This is a genomic window from Sphingopyxis terrae subsp. terrae NBRC 15098 (assembly GCF_001598815.1).
Classification (GTDB): domain Bacteria; phylum Pseudomonadota; class Alphaproteobacteria; order Sphingomonadales; family Sphingomonadaceae; genus Sphingopyxis; species Sphingopyxis terrae.
In genome coordinates, this window is sequence record NZ_BCZQ01000032.1 from 1 (window position 1) to 18,221 (window position 18,221).

Sequence of the window (18,221 nt, forward strand, 5' to 3'; positions counted from 1 at the left end):
GTTGCCGAGATCGGGGCCGCCTTCCTTTGCGCCGCCCTTGGCATGGAGCCGACCGAACGGGAGGACCACGCCGCCTATATCGACCATTGGTTGAGCGCCCTTCGGCACGACAAACGGGCGATCTTTCAGGCCGCGACCGCAGCACAGGCCGCCAGCAATTTCATCCTCGCCGCCATGGACGCGGACGAGGCCCAGCGCGCCGCAGCGTGATCGAGGGGGGCGGCCCAGCGCCGCCCACCTCCTCCCCGTCACCATAGGACAGGCAGATGAGCGCCTTCGACTTCCAGCAATTCCGCGCGGCGCTTGATGCCCTTTTGCCCGTCGAGCGGGCGCAGGCCGTCTTTCCAGCACTCCGGTCCTTGCCCATCGGCGCGCGCGTCGGGCGCTATGTCCGAGAGCCGGGAGCCGACAAGTGGCGCTGCGAATACACATCGACCCGCCATAATCGCGCCGGGGAGGAGCTGACCTCCCACCATCGCACCATGACCTCTGCCTGGTCGATTGCGATGGACGTGGGTTTTCCATCGAAACACCGGGAAGCGGAGATCGAAGAGATCGCGCGCGCGGCTCATGCCGTGATGCTCGCGCAGGGTCTCACCCGGCTCCCCGAGCGCGGCAGCGCCGAGGATGACGCGGCAATGGCGGAACTCTCCACCGATGAAGCGGCCGAGATCGTTGAGATCGAGCGCGAGGCGGTCGCTCCGGCACCGGCCACGAAGGATGATATCTGGCGTCGCCAATATCGGGAGGACATGGCTCGCAAGCGGACGATGGGGGTACAGCCCGACCTATTCGATGGACCGTCGATCACCCACTATCACCGTCTTCCTCGCCGTCCCGCCTTTACGATGCCGCCCCGCGAAACGCTCGCCGCGAAGCTGGAGCGGATCAAGGGCAATCCGCTTGCAACCTTTGGTCCTCCGGGCGATCGCCAGCCACTATCGCCCATGGAGAAGGAGAAGCTTTTGCGTTCGGCCGCGAACTGGCTTCGCGTCGGGCAGCGCGTGCGGGTCAAGGACTCCATGCGGTCGGTCGATGGCAGCATCGAGCGGCGCGTTCTCGGCCGCGAGGGCGTCATTTGGCGCCTGTGCAGCGTGATCTTTGACGATCACACCTATGTCTTCCTCGATCCCGTAAGAGGCGAACGCAGCGAAAAGGTGGTGTTTATCGAAATTCGCGACTTGGAGCCTATCGAATAGGCAGGCCGAATCCGCTCGGCGCCCCCGATTTGGTCGCCTCTTAAGCCGCGAAAATCGGGACCAAATTGGCCGATTTTCTTGCCTTTTTCACCCATTTCCGCTAGACCGTTGTGCCAGCCCGATTGTTGAAAGGATCGAGCCATGAACGCGAACACGCCCTTCCCCGCACCGCGTCCCGCCATCAGCGCGGCCGAGCGGGCGCGCCGCGAAAAGGCGGTCAGCTTCGCCCGTGGCAGCGTCCGCTACGAGGGCGGAATCCTCACCGATGAGATCGAGCGGATCAACGCCCGTTTCATCGCCGGCGAGCTGACCACGGAGGAGTTTGTCAGCGCGGTTGGAGCATCCGACACCGCTCGCCTTGGTTGAACAAAACGAAGCCGCGCGCACTTATGCGCGCATTGTTGAACTCGCCCTGGACCCGGTTCGGGGCGAGTTTGACGTTGACCATCTGCGCGAGGTTCATCGCCGCATCTTTCAGGATTTGCCGCACCACGGCCCCGGCGAGTTTCGGCCCGATGCACCGGGCCACTTCAAGCAGCGCGCGCTAGAAGCGAGCAGCGCCCGCATCGTTGTGCCGTATGCGCTGCGATCCGAGACGGATCAGCATCTAGGCCCGACGCTTGCCGCCCTGCAGGGCGGCAAGGCGCTATCCGGCCTCGACACGCTGGAGATGTCCGAGGCCATGGCGCAGACCTATGCGCGGCTCGATTATCTCCACCCCTTCCGCGAAGGGAATAGCCGCACCCTTCGCAGCTTCACCGAACAGCTCGCTCGCGAGAACGGGCACGAACTGGATTGGGGCACCACCAACGTCAGCGCCAAGTCGCGCGATGACCTTTATGTCGCGCGCGACGTGGCGGTTATGAATCTCCGCTATCCCGACCTCACCGAAGAGAAGGTGTTGAGCTTGGAGACGCCCGAGGAATATCGGGCGGGCGTGTTGATGCTTCAGCAGCTTCACACCTACCGGCATCATGATCCCTTGCAGGAGATCATTCGCAAGTCCTTGGAGCGGGGCCGCGATCAGGAGCCTTACGACCGGCGCATGACGGTGCTGGACGCGGCGCGCGAGATCGGCGCGGTCGCGCCGATCGCCGCGAACCAGGCCGCGCGCAACGCGGAGGAGGCGAGGCTTGCCGTGTTGCGTCAGAAGGCCCCGGCGGCGACCGAGCAGCAGGCCATAGAGCGGCGCGAGTGGATCGCGCGGGAAGGTAATATGGCGGCCCTCTCCGAGCGGCTAGGGCAGATCGAGAGCGGCTACATCACGATACGGCACGATCCCGGCGCCCCGGCTCTCGATCGCCTTGCTGCGCTCGCCGACGGCATCGGCCGCGAGCTGGCCCAACAACGCTCCGCCCCTTCCCCGTCGATCATCCCTATGCGGCCTAACGGCCGAGACGATATCGAGAGATAGCCTCTGAAGGCGGCTACCGGGACCGATCAGCACCGGCTTGTGCAAGCGGCACGAGAGCGCGCGCGTCGCGAGCTGGCGCCCGTTCCTCGCACTCGCTCGCCTGTCCAAGCATGATCCATGCGCGGCCATAGGTCCGGGCCGCCATATAGAACACGCTCCCGGAGCAAGCGACGATGCTGCACCGATCCACACGGCCGATTAGGCTTGCGGTGCCGCCGAATTTCGCGGCCATGGCTTCCAGATCAACACGCTGTTGAATCCCGCAGGCACAGCATTGCGAGCGCGCGAGCGCGTTGGAGCCGATGAGGGCGCCGATGGATCGCGCCCAGCGCGGGAAGAGCGGTTCGATCGCCATTCCCGCATTTCTACATAGGCCCGCTATGGGCGTCCATAATGACGCGAGATCCGCTGCGCGGATCGCGGCGCTGATCGAGATCGGCCCCGTGGCCGGTGCCGCGAGCGCGGGCTTGGTCTTCGCTGCGCTACGCTACGACCAGGCCCGCGCTGGTCGAGCTGTCCGGCCTTCAGCCGCGATGATCGAGCGCCGCTTTGGCGTCGCCGGCAACAAGGGGTCGTCGCTCCCTCTGTGCAGGGGCTGGACCGTCTCGGCCGCGTTCCGCTGCCTCCCTTGGCGATCGGGCGGTATCCCCGGCCTTCCCTCCACGTTGTTCCGCAGGTAGTCTTTTGCCCTCTCCCCTCACTCGCTTCGCGTGGGTAGAAGAGGACAGGCCACCAGGACCGAGACAAAACGACGTCGAACCATCGTAAAGGCGACTAAGATGCCAAACAGAATCCCGCTCGATCCGGCTTTGCGGGCGGGCTTTGACGAGACATCCAACGACCAGCGCAGCAAGGCAGAACTGGATGCGTGGTGGGACCATCCCTTTGGCCGGACCCGCCCTGACGGTCGCATCGACGTGCGTTGCCTCAATGGCGGAGCGCATGACAGAAGCTCCGCCCTTGGCGTCGCCGACTCCTATGACGAAGCATGTGCCTTGGCAGAGGAAAAGCAGGCCAACTGGGTCCGGCAGCGGGAACAGCCGATCCCTTCCTGTCGGGACGGGAAAATCATCATGGTTCGGCAGCCGCAGAGGCCCGATGAACAGGAAGTCATTTTGGGGGAATATCAGCCAGAGCAGGAATCGAGTGGAGCCTAATCCTCCATTTTGCTTATCCCCATCGCGACGTTACCTCGCTATCGGTATCTGATTGATGTCCGTCGTCCACGACGGGCTCTTATGGCTGCGCTTGGTATCGAATCCTCGCGCGCCAAAGCCTTGCGCAGCGAGCTGGACCGTGCCGCGCCCATAGCGATCATTGAGGCCATCCATCGCCGCAAGCAGGGCGGGCGCGCGAGGATCGGCGACGGCGAAAAGATCGCCTTGCCCCGCGCCTTCCGGCACCAGCTCCTCCAGCAGCACGCCGCACTTCGTATAGACACCCCCCGGCTGATACATTGCCTCCATCATCTTGCCGGCGAGTCCGGCGATGATGCGCGGATCGTTGCTGGGCGGCGACAAGCGCGTCTGACGGCTCGCAGATGGCGGGTTGGGTCGGTAGCGCGAGCCGTGGGCGAATACGATCAGGCGCGTCGCCATGAGGGCCTGGTGCCGTATCTTCTCGGCCGCGCGCACCGCGCGCCGCACCATTGCCTCGCGCAGCTCGGCGAGATCGGTGACAGGCGCGCCAAACTGGCGCGTGACGGCCGTCGCCTTGCTCGCCTCCGGCTCGGGCTTGAAATCGTCGCACTCGATACCGTTCAGTTCGCGCACGAGGCGTTCCAGAACGACCGTGCCGACATCGCGCGCGACGGCCGGAGGAAGAGCCGCCAGATCGGCCGCTGTGCGGACCCCAAGGGGATGAAGGCGAACGGAAAGCGCTTTTGCGACGCCCCAGACCTCATGGACCGGCCACTCGGCGAAGAGGCGCGCGCGTAGCTCCTTGTCATGGAGATCCACGACACCGCCCCACACCTTTTCCGTGGCCTTGGCGAGCGCGTTCGCGACCTTGGACAAGGCCCGCGTCGGGCCGAGCCCGATGCGGGTGGGAAGCCCTGTGGTGCGGGCGATGGCCTCGCGCAACCTGTGCGCCGCAGCCACGTCACCCAACCCATTCGGCAGGACGGGGAGACGGTAGAAGCTTTCGTCGATCGAGTAGATCTCCACGATGTCGCTATGCTCCGCGATCACCGCGTTGAAGCGACGGTTCATGTCGGCATAGAGTTCGTAGTTGGATGATCGGACCTCGATTCCGTGTCGCTTGATGATGTCGCGGATTTTGAAAAACGGCTCGCCCATCTTGATATGGAGGGCCTTGGCCTCCTCGCTCCGCGCTATCGCGCAGCCGTCGTTGTTGGACAGGACGACGACCGGCACACGGCGCAGCCTGGGATCGAATACCCTTTCAGAGCTGACGTAGAAGTTTGCGATATCGACGATCGCGTAGGTCATCGGCCGCGCCTACCGCTGGTAGTCGCGGACACCGGCGCGCACCACGCCCCATATCTCCGTCTGATCGTCCGCCATCTGTTCCGGGTAGCTCTGGCGGCTGTTGCGTGCCTCCAGATACGGCACGCGGCCTCGATAGACGAGCTGGCGGCAGACGAATCCGCCCGCGACGATCGCAATCACGATGTCCCCGCTTCGCGGGGTCACATCGCGATCGACCACAACCACGTCGCGATCCGCGATGCCGGCATCGACCATGCTGGACCCGTCGATACGGAAGACAAAACTGCCGGCCCGGTTGAGCCTCAGCAGTTCGGCCAGGTTGATGGCGTCCTCTTCCCAATCCTGGGCGGGACTTGGAAAGCCAGCTCCCGCAACGCCGATCGGCCTAAGCCGGAGCCCCGGCGCCATATCGGCGAGCGGGACCGGCTGCGCGGTCGGCAGCATCATGTTCAGAATCCCTGTCTCTTGCTCCCTCATAACGCGCATAGGAACATATTGGGAACACGCCTTGTTGGCGGTTCGTCGCTTTTCCACAATCGCGTCGCTTTCCTTTACCTCCGCAGGCGCGCCACGACCGCTTTCCATTCGGCCTCGCTGCACGGGCCGAAGTCCATCGACGGGGACGTTTCGGTAGGCGTCAGCATGGTCGGGTGACGCCGGCAGACGCTGCAACGCATGTGATCGGCGACTTTGGTCATCGTCGCATCCCAACGATGAATGGCGAACCATCGCCAAAGTTTCGGCCCATCGACAATGCCGACATGGCCGCAATTCCCACACTCCGCTTTCACGTTCATGGATGCTAGGCGGAGATCGTCCAGCCTGTTGAAGTTGGCGACCATTTATCCAAGGCTGATATTGCGCTTCGCCATTTCCAAGGCGGCGATCTCACCGATCGCGCTATCGCCGCCCGAAAATATGTCGGCGAGGTCCAGCAGATCGTCATCGGTGAGCACCGTGATCGAGGTCTCGATTTCAGCGATGCGCTTGAGTGCGCGCGATCCGCGATCGGCGCGCCATTTGGTCCGGTCTTTGGGCATGGCCGCCTTCTAGCAGGCGTCGGATTGATTGTAAGCTAGTCTGCAACCCTGAGCATTGGACCCTGCCCCAATGCAACGCAGATCGCCGCCCATGTTCGCTGAGCTTGAGGATCAATGGCCTGGGCTTGGTCGCGCTGTAAGGCCGCCACCTCACCGGCGCGGGCTCCGAAGCAAGCAGTCATGGACTGCGCGTAGCGAAGAATGATGTCGGAGCGGGATTGAGCGCTGTGCATACTCAAGAGGACGATGCGGCTTCGCTGCTACCCGCGCTTTCATGGAAGAGAGCCGCCACGCCCTCCCCCACAGCGACCCGGTAGCCGAACAGCGCCTCCGCGGCGAAATCGGTCTCCCCATTTCGGAGCCGGTCCGCGATCTCATCCAGATCTTGCAGCATGTCGTTCACCGTTGCAGTCTTGGGCGCCTGCAGCTCGATCACGATCCGCTTGAGGGGGTAATTGGAAAGATCGCGATCGTCGATCGGACGATGCAGGCTTGGCATGTGCTTTCCTCTCAATTCCGAGAGCGTTTCCGCATCTCTAGGCGGGCGGCTTCCTGCTGCAAACCACGGCGCTTCCAATAGGCCGGCACGCCGATCGCGATGCCGAAGGCAAGGACGAGAAATGGGAAAGAGGCCGCGAGCCGCACCATCGGCAAAATCGCATCATGCGGAAGGCCCACCCCCCGATAGATTGGTCCCGCTGCCAATGCCGCTATAATGGCGCCAGGCATTGCCATAACAGTACGCGACCACGCCTGAGATACGCGGCTGTCCAAGGCGTTGAAACGGACGCGGAGCTGGAGCTGGTGCGCGGCGCTGAACGGATTCTCGCAGACAAGGAACCCGCCGAGTACGAAGTGGTCGATGATTCTGACTGCTTTGGTCTTGTCCGCCCTCACCATAGGATATTGCTCCAAACCATGCCGTCCGCACCATACCCTAGATAGTCTATGCTCATTGTGGCTTCTTTCAATCCGAAGAGCCGAGCGTCTCCCGGATGGCCCTCCCTCAAGGTGGCAAAGACGGCTGCTTGCAAGGGCGACATGATGTCAACAAAACGGTGGTTTAGTTGACTGACAACCACGAACCCTGCGCTAAAAAGAATCTCCAGCATTTTCAGGGATTGTGCAGCGCACAAAAACTGGCGAATTTGCGGCTGTCAACTAAATACAAAAAATTGCACATTTGGTTGACAGCGATTCCGACGCCGATCAGAACAAAGCGAGTATATCACAAAGGGCCGATTATGAAACTCGGATATGCCCGTGTCAGCACTGGCGAACAGAACCTAGCCCTACAGATCGACGCGCTCCGCGCGGCGGGTGCGGAGGCCATCTTTGAGGACAAGGGCATCAGCGGGTCGATGGTCCTTAAACCCGCATACGGAGATATGTTGCGCCAGGTGCGTGCCGGTGACGAGATCATGGTGTGGCGACTGGACCGCCTTGGTCGGTCCCTCCCCGCTCTGATTGGTGAGCTGGAATTGCTTGCGGGGCTGGACGTAGGGTTTCGATCGCTCACAGAGCAGATCGAGACGGTGACGCCGGCAGGGCGTCTCTTCTTCCATATGGTTGGTGCCTTCGCTCAGTTCGAGCGGGACGTGATCCGGGAGCGCACGAATGCCGGCCTCCAGTCGGCGCGCCGCGCAGGCAAGAAACTCGGCCGTCCCGCATTGATCGGCGACGAGCAATGGACGCAGGCCAAGACCTTGATGGCCGAGCCGACGAACATGGGCGCAGCGGCTGTCGCGAAGCTGTTGGGCGTAAGCCGTCAGGCCATCTATAAACGGCTCGACAAGGACAAGGCCGCACAGGGAGGCGAGCTGGCAGCCCTCCCCTCCCCTCCCCGTCAGACCGAGAGGGCCAAGAAAGCGGCGTGATGGTCGTCATCTAATCCACCCAATCGACGGGTCTGCCTGTCTGCGTGGCGATCGAGTTCCAGCGCCGAGCTTCCTTCACGGCGTTGCTGTCTGACGCACCTGGGCGTCTATCCCTGCCTAATGCGGGTTCGGTCTGCGCCCCAAGCAGAAAACCGGCGCTGCGCGCCTACGGTTTCCGCAAGCGGACCCTCCGTTTTTCAGCTTGCCCGCGTCAGGGGTGCCGCCCCGGAAAAGTGCGTCAGCAACGACGTATGAAGGAATGGCATTATGAGGAACATCGCTGAATTTCGCATCATCGGTCGCGTCGGTCGCATCGAGGTTCTGGACAAGGTGGCTTATATCAACGTCGCCGCTAACTATGGCCGCAAGGTCAATGGTGAGTGGCAGGACGATACCCACTGGAACCGCGTCACCGTCTTCGGCAAGGGCATCGAGCGCGTTCAGAAGATGGGCTCCGGCGACTTGGTACACATCACGGGCCGGGTCCGTCAGACGCAGTATGATCGTCAGGGCGAGACGGTCTATGGCGTGGACCTGATCGCCGACGCCTTCGCCACCCTCGCCTATAACGGCAAGCCTGCCGAGGATGACGGCGAGGATTAAGGTCGATGCGGGGCGGCAGAGCCCGCCCCGCTCGATTGCTAAAAGGATTTCCATTTAGCAATCTAAAGGCAATCGCAAGGCGTGCGAGTGGCTTGCGCTATCCAATGTAAATCGCAAGGCTGGCGAAAGGCAATGGACATGCCTTGTGACAGGCTTTAGATTGCCGTTCGCAATCACTGTCGAAATCCAATGGCTTTCGATTGGATCGCTTTAGGATTGATCGATTAGTGAAGGGTCGAAGATGGCGGTTATCTCGATAGGCAATCCGAAGGGCGGTGCCGGCAAGACGACGCTCGCGCTTGTCCTTGCTGACACGCTCGCGACAAACGGGGCGCGCGTCACCGTTATTGACGCTGATCCCAACGCCATCATCGAAAAGTGGGCACAGAAGCGGGAGAGGGCGGGGAGGGATTTGCCCTATCGCGTGATCCCAAGGCCGACCCAGGCGGAAATGATTAGCACCATCGACCGCGTTTCGAACGAAGACGAGTTCGTCATCGTGGACCTTGAGGGATCAGCTTCGCAGATGACCTCGCGGGCGCTGGCGCGGTCGCACATGGTCCTCGTGCCGTTCAATCTTTCTCCGATCGATGCGGAGCTGGCGGCGCAAGCCGTCAGGGCGATCAAAGAGGAGGAGGAAGCGCTGCGAAGGAGCATCCCGTTCCGCCTTGTCAGGAGCCGAACGAACGCAGCCATCGCGACCAAAACGGCCAAGCGGATCGTCGATGCTATCAACGCGGCCGAGCTGCCATTACTCGATACGTCGCTCGTTGAGCGCGCAGCCTATCGCGACATTTTCGAGTTCGGGTTGCTGCTATCCGAGCTGGATAAGGGCTCCGGGCAACAGGTCGAGAACGCGATCAAGAACGCTGGCGAGTTGGCGCAATCCGTCGTGGCTGCGCTGCGAGAGGAGTATCCCGCATGACCGACTTCGGTTTCAGCAAGAGCGGCGAGAAACCAAAGGAGGAGGGTGCCGCACCCGCCAAACTGGACCTTGGCGGGATGCCCAAGGGGCCGATCGTCAACGACCCTATGAGGGAACGCGAGGCGATGGACCGAGCCGAGCGGGTGGGATTTACGGATCGCGGTCAGGGCAGGGGTGTGCTTCGCCGGAAGCGCGTCGCCCAGCCTACGGCGACGGTCTATGTGAAGGGACCGGAGGAGCTGATCGAGTGGTTTATCGCCTACACCGAGGAGAAAGGCCACCAAGCCTATTGGAAGTCGATCGAGGACTTCCGGGCCATCGTGGAGGGGAATAGGCGGGGCGAACGGTGACGGCTGCGATCGTCGGACAAAGAGACCATCGCAACCGGATATGATGCCCGCGAAACCTCGGGTCATGTCGTCCTGTCGGATTCCATCGGTGTGACTTCGGTGATGTCGCCCGCAGTCAGGAGGTCGGATAGCTTCACGTCCGATCGGAGCGGACGTGCGACGCCAAAAGGCACCGGGTCAGTGAGCATTGCGGGCAGATCGCCAAGATGATCGGCGAAGGAGAGGGGTTTCGGCTTGCGTCGATTCTTCATCCGCGAATGTTCCTTCCGATGGATCTTAGGCCGCAGTCAATGATGCCAGATGAGCGGCTACGGCCTTAGCGCCATGCTGCGAGATTGCCGTTGCAATGGCTTTTGCCTCCGCCTTTTCCATGGCTGCGATCTTGATCTTGTCGAGGGCAGAAATGAGAGTGGGCCTGCCAGCATCCCGAGCCGCAGCCTCAGCGGCCTTCTCCTGCGCATCTAGTTCGGCCAACTCGGCTTGGAGCTTTTCACGACGCTCCTTGATGCTGGCAAGATCGGGCTTGGAAGATGTGCGAGCCATGAGGTTACTCCGATTGCGATGGCAGGATTTGACGGCCGGATCATGCCGAATGAGGGTTGAGAAAGCCAGATGTGTGTTATGCTCTCGGTCGCAAAAAACTAAACGAATGACGCGCGCCAAAGGCGCACAGCTTGATTGATGAAGCCTCGCCGTGGGCCGAGGTGGCGAGGGGAGGGAAGGGCGCCGAAAACAGGCACCTCCTCCTCCACGTCTTTATCGGTTTGGGCTTGAGAAATGGAGGTTCGAGGGGTAGGTAGAAGCAAGGTTTAGGTATGGCAGGATATGCCACATGGCACCAATGTAATACATTGGCTGATGTGGTGCCGCTGCACGGGGCTGTAGGGATGATGGTAAGTCTGCGTTTGAAGGAAGAGCTGATCGCCGAGATCGACCGCATCGCTTCCGCAAATGGGCAAACCCGCAGTGCGTGGATCGCGAACGTCCTTTCGCGGGCAGCGCTTTCTCCCGAGAACGATGATCTTCCAATCGGCGTAGAGGAGGGACGGGGACATCCTGACGATCAGGTTCGCGTGACGGTGCGCCTCCATCGCAGCGAGATCGAGGCAATTGACAGGATTGGTACGCCGCTACGTCTCACCCGCAATGAATGGATCAAGCGAGCGCTACGATGGCAGCTTTGGGACAAAGCTGGGATGCTTCGTCTCGCGCCGGTTACACAGACAGAGATCGGTAAGGTACGTAAGCAGGTGCTGGCGATAGGCCGAAACATCAACCAAGCCGTCCATGCGATGAACGCGGCCAATCAGCCGGAGAGCACGCTTAACCTGGCCCGGATCGCCGAACCGTTCCTGGAAACCTGCGCGGACCTGAAGGCCCTTCTGTTCGCAACGCGGCGAGAGCTGTCCTCATATGTTGGGGGCGAAGTGGGCTATTGGACCGGGGCATTTAAGGATGCCGGGAAGTGAGTTTCCGGCTCTCCCCCGGCACGCTCGATTCCATGGCGGGCGTCTATGCGCCTCCCAAGAAGTATCGGATGGGATCAGGTGGCGGAAAGGGCAAGAGTGCGAAGTCGGGTGACGCGATACTTGTCTTTGCGCTCGCCGCTATGGTTCCGAAATCGTCGCATTCGGGGACGGCGTTCCGTCCCAGCTCGCAGACGAAACACGCCTTTGGAACAGGCTCACATGCGGGCGTCAGCGGGCGTGCAATCGCGGCGATGGATCGCACCGCGCGACGATCGCCAGAGGTGATGGTCCGTATCACGGGACGTCAACATGGCGGTGGGCACGTCCTCGCAAACTTTTCTTATATCAGCCGCCTTGGGCATGGAGCGGAGAAGCAAGTGCCGCTCTATACGAGTGATGGCGACATTCTCCACGACGGGAAGGACATGCAAATTCTTGCCCAGGATTGGCAGGAATGGGAGATGGGAGATGATGCGCGTCGCAAGGGCGCTACGTCCATTTCCATGATCCTTTCCATGCCTGCGGGCACCGATCCCGAGCGGTTGAGAGAGGCGGCGCTGGACTTCGCACGCGAAGAGTTTGCGAACCGATCATGGGTGGCGTCGCTCCATGTCGATCGCGACCATCCCCACGTTCACCTCACTTTCGCGCGCCGCGATCATGATGGCCGCCGTTTCCATCCGAGCCGCGATGACCTCTTTCGCTATCGGCAGCGGTTTGCGGCGAAGCTGCGAGATCGAGGTATTGAGGCGAACGCCACTCCTGCGAGAGCGCGGGGCATCGACCCGAAGCATGAGCCGATCGCGGCGAAGAAAGTGCGGGAGAAGGGGCAGGTTCCGCGCGTGGACAAAAGCCGTGCCGAACGCGCGCGGAGCTTCCGCGACCGAGGCATTCCCGATCCGGTGAACGCTGTCCTTGCCAATCAGCGGGCGACGGTGTTGACGGCCTATGAGCGGTCGATTGCGGAGCTGTCATCGTCCCCCTCGCTCGCCGATCAGGCGATCGCCAAGAGCCTTGAGAAATTCGTCGCTTCCATGCCGGCGCCGGAACCCAATTCGGTGCGGGCGGATCGATTGGCGAGGGGCGAGCGCGATGCTCCATCTCAGCCTGGTCGCGACGGAGGTGTGACCCCGGCGCTAGATCCGGTTGCCGCTGCGCTCGCGCGGGCGAAGGCGATGCGCGAGCAGATCGAGGCGGGCAAGAGCGACTTGTCGGCGCGCGAGCAGCCGCAGAGCGGCGCAAATGCCGAGCGTCCTTCTGGTGTATCGGATCGTCTGCGCTCGCTGATGGACGAGGCCAGTCGGTCGGCTCCGGCGCCGGAGCCTGGCAAGGCGGATGACATCATGCGACAGACCCAGGAGCGGGATCGAGAGCAACGCGAGCGCGATCGGGCACGCGATAAGGATGGACCACGGCGATGACCACGGAAGGCAACGACGTCATCATGGCGGCTGTGCTGGACGCCCTTACGATGGTGCAGGGCCAGCTCGACACGATCGCGAAGAGCAACGCGCGGATTGAGGCGACGCACAAGGACATTCTCCATCGGCTCGACACGATCGACGCCGGTCAGGCGGGCGTTACGGACTTGGTGCCGGTGTTGGAGACGATCCTTGGGCGGTTGATCGAGGACCGCGACGTGAACCGCGCGGGCTTTGCGAAGACGGCCGAGGTTGCCGCGTTCGCCTATGCCGCAGCTATGGGCAACCGGATGCCTCTGCCCGTCGAGGTGGCGGATGATCCGTTGCTCGAACGCTTCATGCTCCTTCAACCCCCCGATCATGTCGCAGAGGGCCGCGCCCTGGTGGAATGGCGGCGCACGATCAAGAGCGCCGGCACGGCCGAGCTGGTCGATGTCTTGAGCCGCCAATATGAACCATCGCCCACCGACACGCCCGAGGCGCGGGTGCTGCGCTATCAGCTCGCGGCACTCACCCGCGCGGAGATCGATGGCCGCGGCGATGCGTTGCCGGCGTTGCCGCACGGCACGGTAGCGCAAGATCGGTCCTCGCAAGCGCGCAAGGCGCGTTCGGAGGATCTAGCGCGGGTGTGGCGCGCTGGCCCAAGCGTCGCACTGTTCGCGGAGGCCGAGCTTGCCCCGACGCTGGACCTTTTCGCCAAGGCAGAGCGCGAGCGCGAAGGGACGATCGGCGAGGCGCAGCTTTCGGCCGAGCTGGCGGCGCTGCATGGCGAGTTGGGCGATCGGATCGAGGCGGGCGAGCGCCCGTCGCTTCCAAGAGGGCGGGAGACGAACGCCGGCGAGCGGTCGAGCGCGATCGAGGCCGATAACAGCAGGCGGCGCTAGGGGCCTCCTCGCGGTTGTCAGCTTGAGTGGTCGAGCTTCGGCTACGGCACACGATCTTCGCACGAGCCTGGCTCAAGACCTGATCCTACACGTACCATGTTGGTCAGAAATTCGGCAAAATGCCGGCCTTCGTCCAAGTCGATCCACAGGGGTTGGAAGGGGCCTTCAATCCTATCTAGCCACTCTCGCAGCTTTGCTCGGTTGTCGGCAGCGTTCTCACGTTCGACAAGCGCGCTCGCTATCGCGGCTGCCTGCATGGAATAGCCGACATTGGGCAGGCCGGCAGGAAAACTCGTAACACCCATTATTGTCCCTTTCTGGAATAGAGCCGAAGGCGATGGCTCACATCGACTTCTGGCCCTCGCCGAGAGCGGGGGGTGAATGGGCAAATGGGGCCGATCGGGGGGGAGGGGGATCGCCCGCCCTGCACAAGCCGCAGGCGCGGAAGGGTGGGGAGACCGCCCCGATCGCCAAGCGGAGCGCGCCCGCGCGGAGACGGTCCAGCCCTTGTCCAGAGGGGGGCGGCGCCCCCTTCATCCCAAGCGCCGCTAAAGCGGCGCTCGAATAACGTGGTTGGCCGCCCCCTAGCGCAATTAGCGCAACTGGCTGTCCTTGCTGCCCCGGCGATTGATGCCGGTGAAGGTCGGGCGCTTATCGCGTTCGCTTTGACAGGCGACACAGGTTCTTACGCCGGGTATGGCCGTGCGGCGTTTCGCCGGGATTTCGTCGCCGCACACCTCGCAGTCGGTGCTACCCTCGCCGGAAGGCAGACGCGATCGGGCGGCGAAAACCGCGTCCATGATCGTTGCATCAATCTGGTCCTGCACCGCACTATCGGGTGCCCATCCATTTGCCATCGCCACAAGCTCCTCGATTTTGACCTTGGGGGTCAGATAGTCGGGGGCGCATGGGCCAAGCACGCGACTATCCAGCACAGCACCCGAATATAGGGTACTCCCTACCAGTATCAAGGAGTGTGCAAATTTAGCTCAGGACAGATTTATGGGGTTCCAGTGGCGGGGGTAGATCCTCTTCGCCAAGCAGCGACAACATATCCCGCTCGATTGTCCGCTTCATCGCATACAGCGGCAGACAGTTTGGCTCGACGCCGAACGGGTCTTCCAGCTCGTGACCCAGCGCATCGAGGCCGAAAAAGGTATAGGCGGTGAGGAGCACCGGCAGGAGCGTCCACCAGTCGAGTGATCCTGCGAGCGCGAAGGGAAGCATCACGCAAAAGATAAGTGCGGTGCGATGGAGCAGCAGAGAATAGGCGAACGGCACGGGCGTCGTGGATATCCGCTCACAAGCGCCCTGAACCTTGCCGAAGGATCGCATGTCTTCTGCCACGACGGCATAGTGAATCGGCGTAATGACGCCAGTCTGCTTTAGCTCGAGCAGCCTGCGCCCCATACGATCGAGCACGAGGTTCGTGACGTTCGGGCTCTTTGTCGCCGGGCCGATATCGACCCACGGCGCAATGGCGGCGATTTCATCCTCGCCGCGAAGGCGTGCGGTGAGGCCGCAGGCAAAGCCACATATGCTATGGAGCAACGCGCGCCGATCCTCGTCAGGGAGAAGCGATGTCTCGCGCGCGAACGAACGGGCCGAGATAATTAGCTCGCCCCAAAGCTGCCGCCCCTCCCACCATCGCGCATAGCAGGCATTGTTGCGGAAGCTCATGAAGATCGAGAGCGCGATACCGATCAGGGTGAAAGGGATCGTCGAAATCCGCGCGAAAATGCCGGGATGGGCTTGGGCGGCCAGGATGGCGATCACACTGACGACCGCGATCGCCGCCAGCCTCCGTGCGATGCGCGGCAGGATCGAGCCATGCACGGTGAAAATGATATCTTGGAAGCTCGGTTGCGATCGAACGATCATATTCCGTGGAATGTCCTTCGCCTGTTTGCCAGCATTTCCATCGGCAGCTCGTCGAAACGAGCTGCCGTCAGGGTTTGAGGATGAAGCGAATGACCTGCGCGACAGCCCCCAGCGCCAAAACGCTGGCCGCCCAGATTAAGACCATCCAGGCGAGCCGTCGACCGAGAGGTTTAGGCTCGTCCATCAATGATACCCATGCGTGCCGACCTTACCGCGGAACACCCAATAGGCCCACGCGGTATAGCCGAGAATGATCGGAATGATGACGGCCGCACCCGCCAGCATGAAGAGCTGGCTTTGCGGGGGAGCGGCTGCATCCCAGATCGTGACGGCGCGGGGAACAACATAGGGGTAGATACTGATCCCCAGCCCAACGAAACCGAGAAAGAACAGGCCAAGCGCCATAATGAAGGGCAGGCGCTCCGCGCCGCGCTTCAGGCTCCAGAAGAAGGTTGCAGCGCAGATCGCCACCAGCAGAGGAACCTGCGCGGTGAGAAGCACGCCGGGCATCGCAAACCAGCGTCGCCAATAGTCATAGGTCAGGAACGGCGTCGCCGCACTGACGGCGAAAAGCGCGAGTAGCGTCGCCCCGCCGAGCCAAAATGCCAGTCGACGGGCGCGTTCCTGGCCCGGCCCTTCGGTTTTCCAGACCAGCCAGGCCGCGCCTAGAAGCGCATATCCGATCACGACTGCCGCGCCGGTCAAGAGGCTGAACGCGCTCAACCAATCCAGCCATCCCCCTGCATAGGCATCGGCCTCGACCCGCACGCCTTGCAGGATCGCGCCCAGCGTGATCCCCTGCGAGAACGCCGCGAGAACGGACCCAAAGCTGAAGGCGACATCCCAGAAGGGACGATGGCGCGGATCTCGCCAGCGAAACTCGAATGCGACCCCGCGAAACACGAGACCGAGCAACATCGCGATGATGAGCGGGTAGGTCGCGGGAAGGATGATGGCGTAGGCAAGAGGAAAGGCCGCGAAGAGACCGCCTCCGCCCAGCACGAGCCATGTTTCATTGCCATCCCAGACCGGCGCGATCGAGTTCATTGCCTGATCGCGCTCTCCTCCGACCGAAAGGTTCGGAAAGAGGATGCCGATCCCCAGATCGAACCCGTCCATCACGACATAGGCGAAGACAGCAAAGCCGATGATACCGGCCCAGATTATGGTGAGATCGAGGTGCTCCACGTTCATGCCTCCCGTCCGGTTGATGCCACGACGCCGCTTGCCGGCGTGATGCCCGCCGCGCGTTGCGGCACCTTGGACGGTTCCGGTTCACCGGCTGCGGGCGGCTTTGCCATCATCCGGAGCAAATAATAGGTGCCGGCCCCGAACGCGCCGAAATAGACGAGGATGAAAGCGACGAGGGACGCCGCGACAGCCGGAGCGGCCAGGGGGGAGTGGGACTCCGCGGTTCGCAGCAGGCCGTATACGGTGAAGGGCTGTCGGCCTACTTCCGTCGTCACCCATCCTGCTATGACCGCGACAAAGCCTGACGGACCAAGCGCGAGAGCGGCGCGGTGCAGCCAGCGCCAGTCATAGAGCTTGCCGCGCCAGCGGGCGAGCAGGCTCCAGAGGCCCAACCCAAGCATGGCGAGGCCCATCGCCACCATGATCCGAAACGACCAGAAGACGATCGGCGTGGGCGGCCAGCGATCGCGCGGGAAGTCGTTGAGGCCGGGGAGGGGCGCTTTGGGATCGTGCTTGAGGATCAGCGATCCCAGATAGGGGATTTCGATCTTGCCGTGGACCACCGCATCCTTGTTGCTCGGGAGGCCGAAAAGGATGAGCGAAGCGCCCTCGGGGCTGGCCTCATAATGACCTTCCATCGCGAGAACTTTTGTCGGCTGATGCTCAAGCGTGTTGAGGCCGTGCTGATCGCCCGCGAGAATCTGGATCGGCGCCACAAGCGCCGCCATCCACATCGCCATGGAGAACATCTTGCGCGCGCCGGGATTCGCGCGGTCGCGCAGAAGGTGCCATGCTCCTACGGCCCCGACGACCATTGCCGTGGTCAGGTAGGCGCCGATGACGGTATGGACGAGGCGATAGGGAAAGCTCGCGTTGAAGATGATCGGAAGCCACGAACCTGCGGGCACGAACTGGCCCTTGGCATTGATCGCATAGCCTGCCGGCGTCTGCATCCAGCTATTCACGGAAATGATCCAGGTCGCCGAGATGAGCGTCCCGACGGCGACCATGCAGGTCGCGAAAAAATGCGGGCCCCTGCCTACCTTGTTGATGCCGAACAGCATCACGCCAAGGAAACCGGCTTCAAGGAAGAACGCGGTCAGAACCTCATAGGCCATGAGCGGGCCGATGACCGGACCGGCCTTGGCCGAAAATACCGACCAGTTCGTCCCGAACTGGTAGGACATCACCACGCCCGAGACCACACCCATGCCGAACGCGACGGCGAAGATCTTGAGCCAGTAGCGATAGAGGTTCGCATACACACCGCTGCCGGTCTTCAACCACAACCCTTCAAGCACCATGAGATAGCTTGCCGTGCCGATGGAGAAGGCCGGGAAGATGAAGTGGAATGAGACCGTGAACGCGAATTGCGCCCGGGCCAGGATTACCGGATCGAGATTCTCAATCACCAACATTCCTCCCTGTTTTGTCCCGCCGATGTTCGTCCGATTGTCCTCTGCAGAGGCTTTGCGATTCGAACACAGGGCTTGGGGGCCGGACGCGCGCCATTTCCT

The 18,221-nt window shown here is 62.4% G+C and carries 27 protein-coding genes; 12 read left to right on the top strand and 15 right to left on the bottom strand.

Going from position 1 to position 18,221, the window contains the following annotated elements; all coding sequences use genetic code 11:
• From STE01S_RS16470 to STE01S_RS16485, 4 genes are all read left to right on the top strand, one after another.
• The coding region (locus tag STE01S_RS16470; RefSeq protein WP_255266000.1) for a zincin-like metallopeptidase domain-containing protein at window positions 1-210 on the top strand (210 nt) is incomplete at its 5' end.
• Window positions 211-266: 56 nt separating this feature from the next.
• Window positions 267-1,199, top strand: coding sequence for a hypothetical protein (locus tag STE01S_RS20870; protein ID WP_017980885.1), 933 nt, complete (start codon window positions 267-269; stop codon window positions 1,197-1,199).
• Window positions 1,200-1,340: 141 nt separating this feature from the next.
• Window positions 1,341-1,565 carry an antitoxin VbhA family protein gene (locus tag STE01S_RS16480; protein ID WP_017980886.1) on the top strand — a complete coding sequence of 75 codons (225 nt, stop codon included), beginning with the start codon at window positions 1,341-1,343 and terminating at the stop codon, window positions 1,563-1,565.
• The gene (locus STE01S_RS16485) at window positions 1,558-2,613 is read left to right on the top strand and encodes a Fic family protein (RefSeq protein WP_017980887.1); all 1,056 of its coding nucleotides are present in this window, start codon (window positions 1,558-1,560) and stop codon (window positions 2,611-2,613) included. Before STE01S_RS16480 ends, STE01S_RS16485 begins: the two co-directional genes overlap by 8 nt.
• A gap of 13 nt (window positions 2,614-2,626) precedes the next feature.
• Here the strand turns inward: STE01S_RS16485 and STE01S_RS16490 are convergent, their stop codons facing one another.
• The gene (locus STE01S_RS16490; protein ID WP_017980888.1) at window positions 2,627-2,968 is read right to left on the bottom strand and encodes a hypothetical protein; all 342 of its coding nucleotides are present in this window, start codon (window positions 2,966-2,968) and stop codon (window positions 2,627-2,629) included.
• A 424-nt stretch (window positions 2,969-3,392) separates the two neighbouring features.
• Here STE01S_RS16490 and STE01S_RS16500 point away from each other — a divergent pair, with 424 nt between their 5' ends.
• The gene (locus STE01S_RS16500) at window positions 3,393-3,770 is read left to right on the top strand and encodes a hypothetical protein (protein ID WP_017980890.1); all 378 of its coding nucleotides are present in this window, start codon (window positions 3,393-3,395) and stop codon (window positions 3,768-3,770) included.
• A gap of 30 nt (window positions 3,771-3,800) precedes the next feature.
• Here STE01S_RS16500 and STE01S_RS16505 read toward each other — a convergent pair whose 3' ends face one another.
• From STE01S_RS16505 to STE01S_RS16535, 6 genes are all read right to left on the bottom strand, one after another.
• On the bottom strand, window positions 3,801-5,063 hold the full coding sequence (locus STE01S_RS16505) for a Y-family DNA polymerase (protein ID WP_017980891.1): 1,263 nt from the start codon (window positions 5,061-5,063) through the stop codon (window positions 3,801-3,803).
• Between the two features lie 9 nt (window positions 5,064-5,072).
• A complete protein-coding gene (locus STE01S_RS16510) occupies window positions 5,073-5,510 on the bottom strand; it encodes a LexA family protein (protein WP_017980892.1) in 438 nt (145 codons plus the stop codon).
• Window positions 5,511-5,614: 104 nt separating this feature from the next.
• Window positions 5,615-5,905: a hypothetical protein gene (locus tag STE01S_RS16515; RefSeq protein WP_017980893.1), complete on the bottom strand. Its 291-nt coding sequence runs from the start codon at window positions 5,903-5,905 to the stop codon at window positions 5,615-5,617.
• Window positions 5,906-6,103, bottom strand: coding sequence for a hypothetical protein (locus STE01S_RS16520; protein ID WP_017980894.1), 198 nt, complete (start codon window positions 6,101-6,103; stop codon window positions 5,906-5,908).
• Between the two features lie 235 nt (window positions 6,104-6,338).
• Complete coding sequence (locus STE01S_RS16530) at window positions 6,339-6,602, bottom strand: hypothetical protein (RefSeq protein ID WP_017980895.1); 264 nt, start codon at window positions 6,600-6,602, stop codon at window positions 6,339-6,341.
• Between the two features lie 11 nt (window positions 6,603-6,613).
• The gene (locus tag STE01S_RS16535) at window positions 6,614-7,003 is read right to left on the bottom strand and encodes a hypothetical protein (protein ID WP_017980896.1); all 390 of its coding nucleotides are present in this window, start codon (window positions 7,001-7,003) and stop codon (window positions 6,614-6,616) included.
• Between the two features lie 167 nt (window positions 7,004-7,170).
• Here STE01S_RS16535 and STE01S_RS16545 point away from each other — a divergent pair, with 167 nt between their 5' ends.
• The 4 genes from STE01S_RS16545 to STE01S_RS16560 all read left to right on the top strand — a co-directional run bounded on the left by STE01S_RS16545 (window position 7,171) and on the right by STE01S_RS16560 (window position 9,858).
• Window positions 7,171-7,980, top strand: a complete 810-nt coding sequence (locus STE01S_RS16545; protein WP_231292105.1) for a recombinase family protein — start codon at window positions 7,171-7,173, stop codon at window positions 7,978-7,980.
• Between the two features lie 267 nt (window positions 7,981-8,247).
• Window positions 8,248-8,583: a single-stranded DNA-binding protein gene (locus STE01S_RS16550; RefSeq protein ID WP_017980899.1), complete on the top strand. Its 336-nt coding sequence runs from the start codon at window positions 8,248-8,250 to the stop codon at window positions 8,581-8,583.
• 241 nt (window positions 8,584-8,824) lie between these two features.
• Window positions 8,825-9,508, top strand: a complete 684-nt coding sequence (locus STE01S_RS16555) for a ParA family protein (RefSeq protein WP_017980900.1) — start codon at window positions 8,825-8,827, stop codon at window positions 9,506-9,508.
• Entirely contained in the window at window positions 9,505-9,858 is a 354-nt protein-coding gene (locus tag STE01S_RS16560) for a hypothetical protein (protein ID WP_017980901.1), read from the top strand. The genes STE01S_RS16555 and STE01S_RS16560 overlap by 4 nt, the downstream gene beginning before the upstream one ends.
• A 62-nt stretch (window positions 9,859-9,920) precedes the next feature.
• Here STE01S_RS16560 and STE01S_RS16565 read toward each other — a convergent pair whose 3' ends face one another.
• Window positions 9,921-10,109 (bottom strand): hypothetical protein, encoded by a 189-nt coding sequence (locus tag STE01S_RS16565; protein ID WP_017980902.1) that lies wholly within the window; start codon window positions 10,107-10,109, stop codon window positions 9,921-9,923.
• A gap of 25 nt (window positions 10,110-10,134) precedes the next feature.
• Entirely contained in the window at window positions 10,135-10,401 is a 267-nt protein-coding gene (locus STE01S_RS16570) for a hypothetical protein (RefSeq protein WP_017980903.1), read from the bottom strand.
• A 317-nt stretch (window positions 10,402-10,718) separates the two neighbouring features.
• On the opposite strand from STE01S_RS16570, the gene STE01S_RS16575 reads away from it, so the two are divergent.
• Genes STE01S_RS16575 through STE01S_RS16585 form a run of 3 tightly spaced genes read left to right on the top strand, consistent with a single transcriptional unit; the run spans window position 10,719 to window position 13,632 of the window.
• Window positions 10,719-11,327 carry a hypothetical protein gene (locus STE01S_RS16575; RefSeq protein WP_234781588.1) on the top strand — a complete coding sequence of 203 codons (609 nt, stop codon included), beginning with the start codon at window positions 10,719-10,721 and terminating at the stop codon, window positions 11,325-11,327.
• Window positions 11,324-12,748, top strand: coding sequence for a relaxase/mobilization nuclease domain-containing protein (locus STE01S_RS16580; RefSeq protein ID WP_029721116.1), 1,425 nt, complete (start codon window positions 11,324-11,326; stop codon window positions 12,746-12,748). Before STE01S_RS16575 ends, STE01S_RS16580 begins: the two co-directional genes overlap by 4 nt.
• Window positions 12,745-13,632, top strand: coding sequence for a hypothetical protein (locus STE01S_RS16585; protein ID WP_017980906.1), 888 nt, complete (start codon window positions 12,745-12,747; stop codon window positions 13,630-13,632). The genes STE01S_RS16580 and STE01S_RS16585 overlap by 4 nt, the downstream gene beginning before the upstream one ends.
• Window positions 13,633-13,673: 41 nt before the next feature.
• On the opposite strand, the gene STE01S_RS20475 is transcribed toward STE01S_RS16585, so the two are convergent.
• The 6 genes from STE01S_RS20475 to STE01S_RS16605 form a co-directional block, all read right to left on the bottom strand.
• Window positions 13,674-13,937 carry a hypothetical protein gene (locus tag STE01S_RS20475; RefSeq protein WP_062069418.1) on the bottom strand — a complete coding sequence of 88 codons (264 nt, stop codon included), beginning with the start codon at window positions 13,935-13,937 and terminating at the stop codon, window positions 13,674-13,676.
• A 288-nt stretch (window positions 13,938-14,225) separates the two neighbouring features.
• Window positions 14,226-14,489 carry a DksA/TraR family C4-type zinc finger protein gene (locus STE01S_RS16590; protein WP_024310576.1) on the bottom strand — a complete coding sequence of 88 codons (264 nt, stop codon included), beginning with the start codon at window positions 14,487-14,489 and terminating at the stop codon, window positions 14,226-14,228.
• A 127-nt stretch (window positions 14,490-14,616) separates the two neighbouring features.
• Entirely contained in the window at window positions 14,617-15,513 is an 897-nt protein-coding gene (locus STE01S_RS16595; protein WP_017980832.1) for a bestrophin family protein, read from the bottom strand.
• Window positions 15,514-15,580: 67 nt separating this feature from the next.
• Window positions 15,581-15,697 (bottom strand): DUF2474 domain-containing protein, encoded by a 117-nt coding sequence (locus STE01S_RS19800; RefSeq protein WP_017980833.1) that lies wholly within the window; start codon window positions 15,695-15,697, stop codon window positions 15,581-15,583.
• Window positions 15,697-16,707 carry a cytochrome d ubiquinol oxidase subunit II gene (cydB, locus tag STE01S_RS16600; RefSeq protein ID WP_017980834.1) on the bottom strand — a complete coding sequence of 337 codons (1,011 nt, stop codon included), beginning with the start codon at window positions 16,705-16,707 and terminating at the stop codon, window positions 15,697-15,699. Before cydB ends, STE01S_RS19800 begins: the two co-directional genes overlap by 1 nt.
• Window positions 16,704-18,116, bottom strand: a complete 1,413-nt coding sequence (locus STE01S_RS16605) for a cytochrome ubiquinol oxidase subunit I (RefSeq protein WP_169863546.1) — start codon at window positions 18,114-18,116, stop codon at window positions 16,704-16,706. The genes cydB and STE01S_RS16605 overlap by 4 nt, the downstream gene beginning before the upstream one ends.
• Between the last annotated feature and the right edge of the window lie 105 nt (window positions 18,117-18,221).

What these genes read in the sequence shown, in the direction of transcription:
- STE01S_RS16560 (WP_017980901.1), top strand. Translation starts at nt 9,505, where the DNA reads ATGACCGACTTCGGTTTCAGCAAGAGCGGCGAGAAACCAAAGGAGGAG.
- STE01S_RS16505 (WP_017980891.1), bottom strand. Translation starts at nt 5,063, where the DNA reads ATGACCTACGCGATCGTCGATATCGCAAACTTCTACGTCAGCTCTGAA.
- STE01S_RS16530 (WP_017980895.1), bottom strand. Translation starts at nt 6,602, where the DNA reads ATGCCAAGCCTGCATCGTCCGATCGACGATCGCGATCTTTCCAATTAC.
- STE01S_RS16550 (WP_017980899.1), top strand. Translation starts at nt 8,248, where the DNA reads ATGAGGAACATCGCTGAATTTCGCATCATCGGTCGCGTCGGTCGCATC.
- STE01S_RS16520 (WP_017980894.1), bottom strand. Translation starts at nt 6,103, where the DNA reads ATGCCCAAAGACCGGACCAAATGGCGCGCCGATCGCGGATCGCGCGCA.
- STE01S_RS16570 (WP_017980903.1), bottom strand. Translation starts at nt 10,401, where the DNA reads ATGGCTCGCACATCTTCCAAGCCCGATCTTGCCAGCATCAAGGAGCGT.
- STE01S_RS16515 (WP_017980893.1), bottom strand. Translation starts at nt 5,905, where the DNA reads ATGGTCGCCAACTTCAACAGGCTGGACGATCTCCGCCTAGCATCCATG.
- STE01S_RS16595 (WP_017980832.1), bottom strand. Translation starts at nt 15,513, where the DNA reads ATGATCGTTCGATCGCAACCGAGCTTCCAAGATATCATTTTCACCGTG.
- STE01S_RS16480 (WP_017980886.1), top strand. Translation starts at nt 1,341, where the DNA reads ATGAACGCGAACACGCCCTTCCCCGCACCGCGTCCCGCCATCAGCGCG.
- STE01S_RS16535 (WP_017980896.1), bottom strand. Translation starts at nt 7,003, where the DNA reads ATGGTGAGGGCGGACAAGACCAAAGCAGTCAGAATCATCGACCACTTC.
- STE01S_RS20870 (WP_017980885.1), top strand. Translation starts at nt 267, where the DNA reads ATGAGCGCCTTCGACTTCCAGCAATTCCGCGCGGCGCTTGATGCCCTT.
- STE01S_RS16585 (WP_017980906.1), top strand. Translation starts at nt 12,745, where the DNA reads ATGACCACGGAAGGCAACGACGTCATCATGGCGGCTGTGCTGGACGCC.
- STE01S_RS16490 (WP_017980888.1), bottom strand. Translation starts at nt 2,968, where the DNA reads ATGGCGATCGAACCGCTCTTCCCGCGCTGGGCGCGATCCATCGGCGCC.
- STE01S_RS16555 (WP_017980900.1), top strand. Translation starts at nt 8,825, where the DNA reads ATGGCGGTTATCTCGATAGGCAATCCGAAGGGCGGTGCCGGCAAGACG.
- STE01S_RS16500 (WP_017980890.1), top strand. Translation starts at nt 3,393, where the DNA reads ATGCCAAACAGAATCCCGCTCGATCCGGCTTTGCGGGCGGGCTTTGAC.
- STE01S_RS20475 (WP_062069418.1), bottom strand. Translation starts at nt 13,937, where the DNA reads ATGGGTGTTACGAGTTTTCCTGCCGGCCTGCCCAATGTCGGCTATTCC.
- STE01S_RS16590 (WP_024310576.1), bottom strand. Translation starts at nt 14,489, where the DNA reads ATGGCAAATGGATGGGCACCCGATAGTGCGGTGCAGGACCAGATTGAT.
- STE01S_RS16565 (WP_017980902.1), bottom strand. Translation starts at nt 10,109, where the DNA reads ATGAAGAATCGACGCAAGCCGAAACCCCTCTCCTTCGCCGATCATCTT.
- cydB (WP_017980834.1), bottom strand. Translation starts at nt 16,707, where the DNA reads ATGAACGTGGAGCACCTCGATCTCACCATAATCTGGGCCGGTATCATC.
- STE01S_RS19800 (WP_017980833.1), bottom strand. Translation starts at nt 15,697, where the DNA reads ATGGACGAGCCTAAACCTCTCGGTCGACGGCTCGCCTGGATGGTCTTA.
- STE01S_RS16510 (WP_017980892.1), bottom strand. Translation starts at nt 5,510, where the DNA reads ATGATGCTGCCGACCGCGCAGCCGGTCCCGCTCGCCGATATGGCGCCG.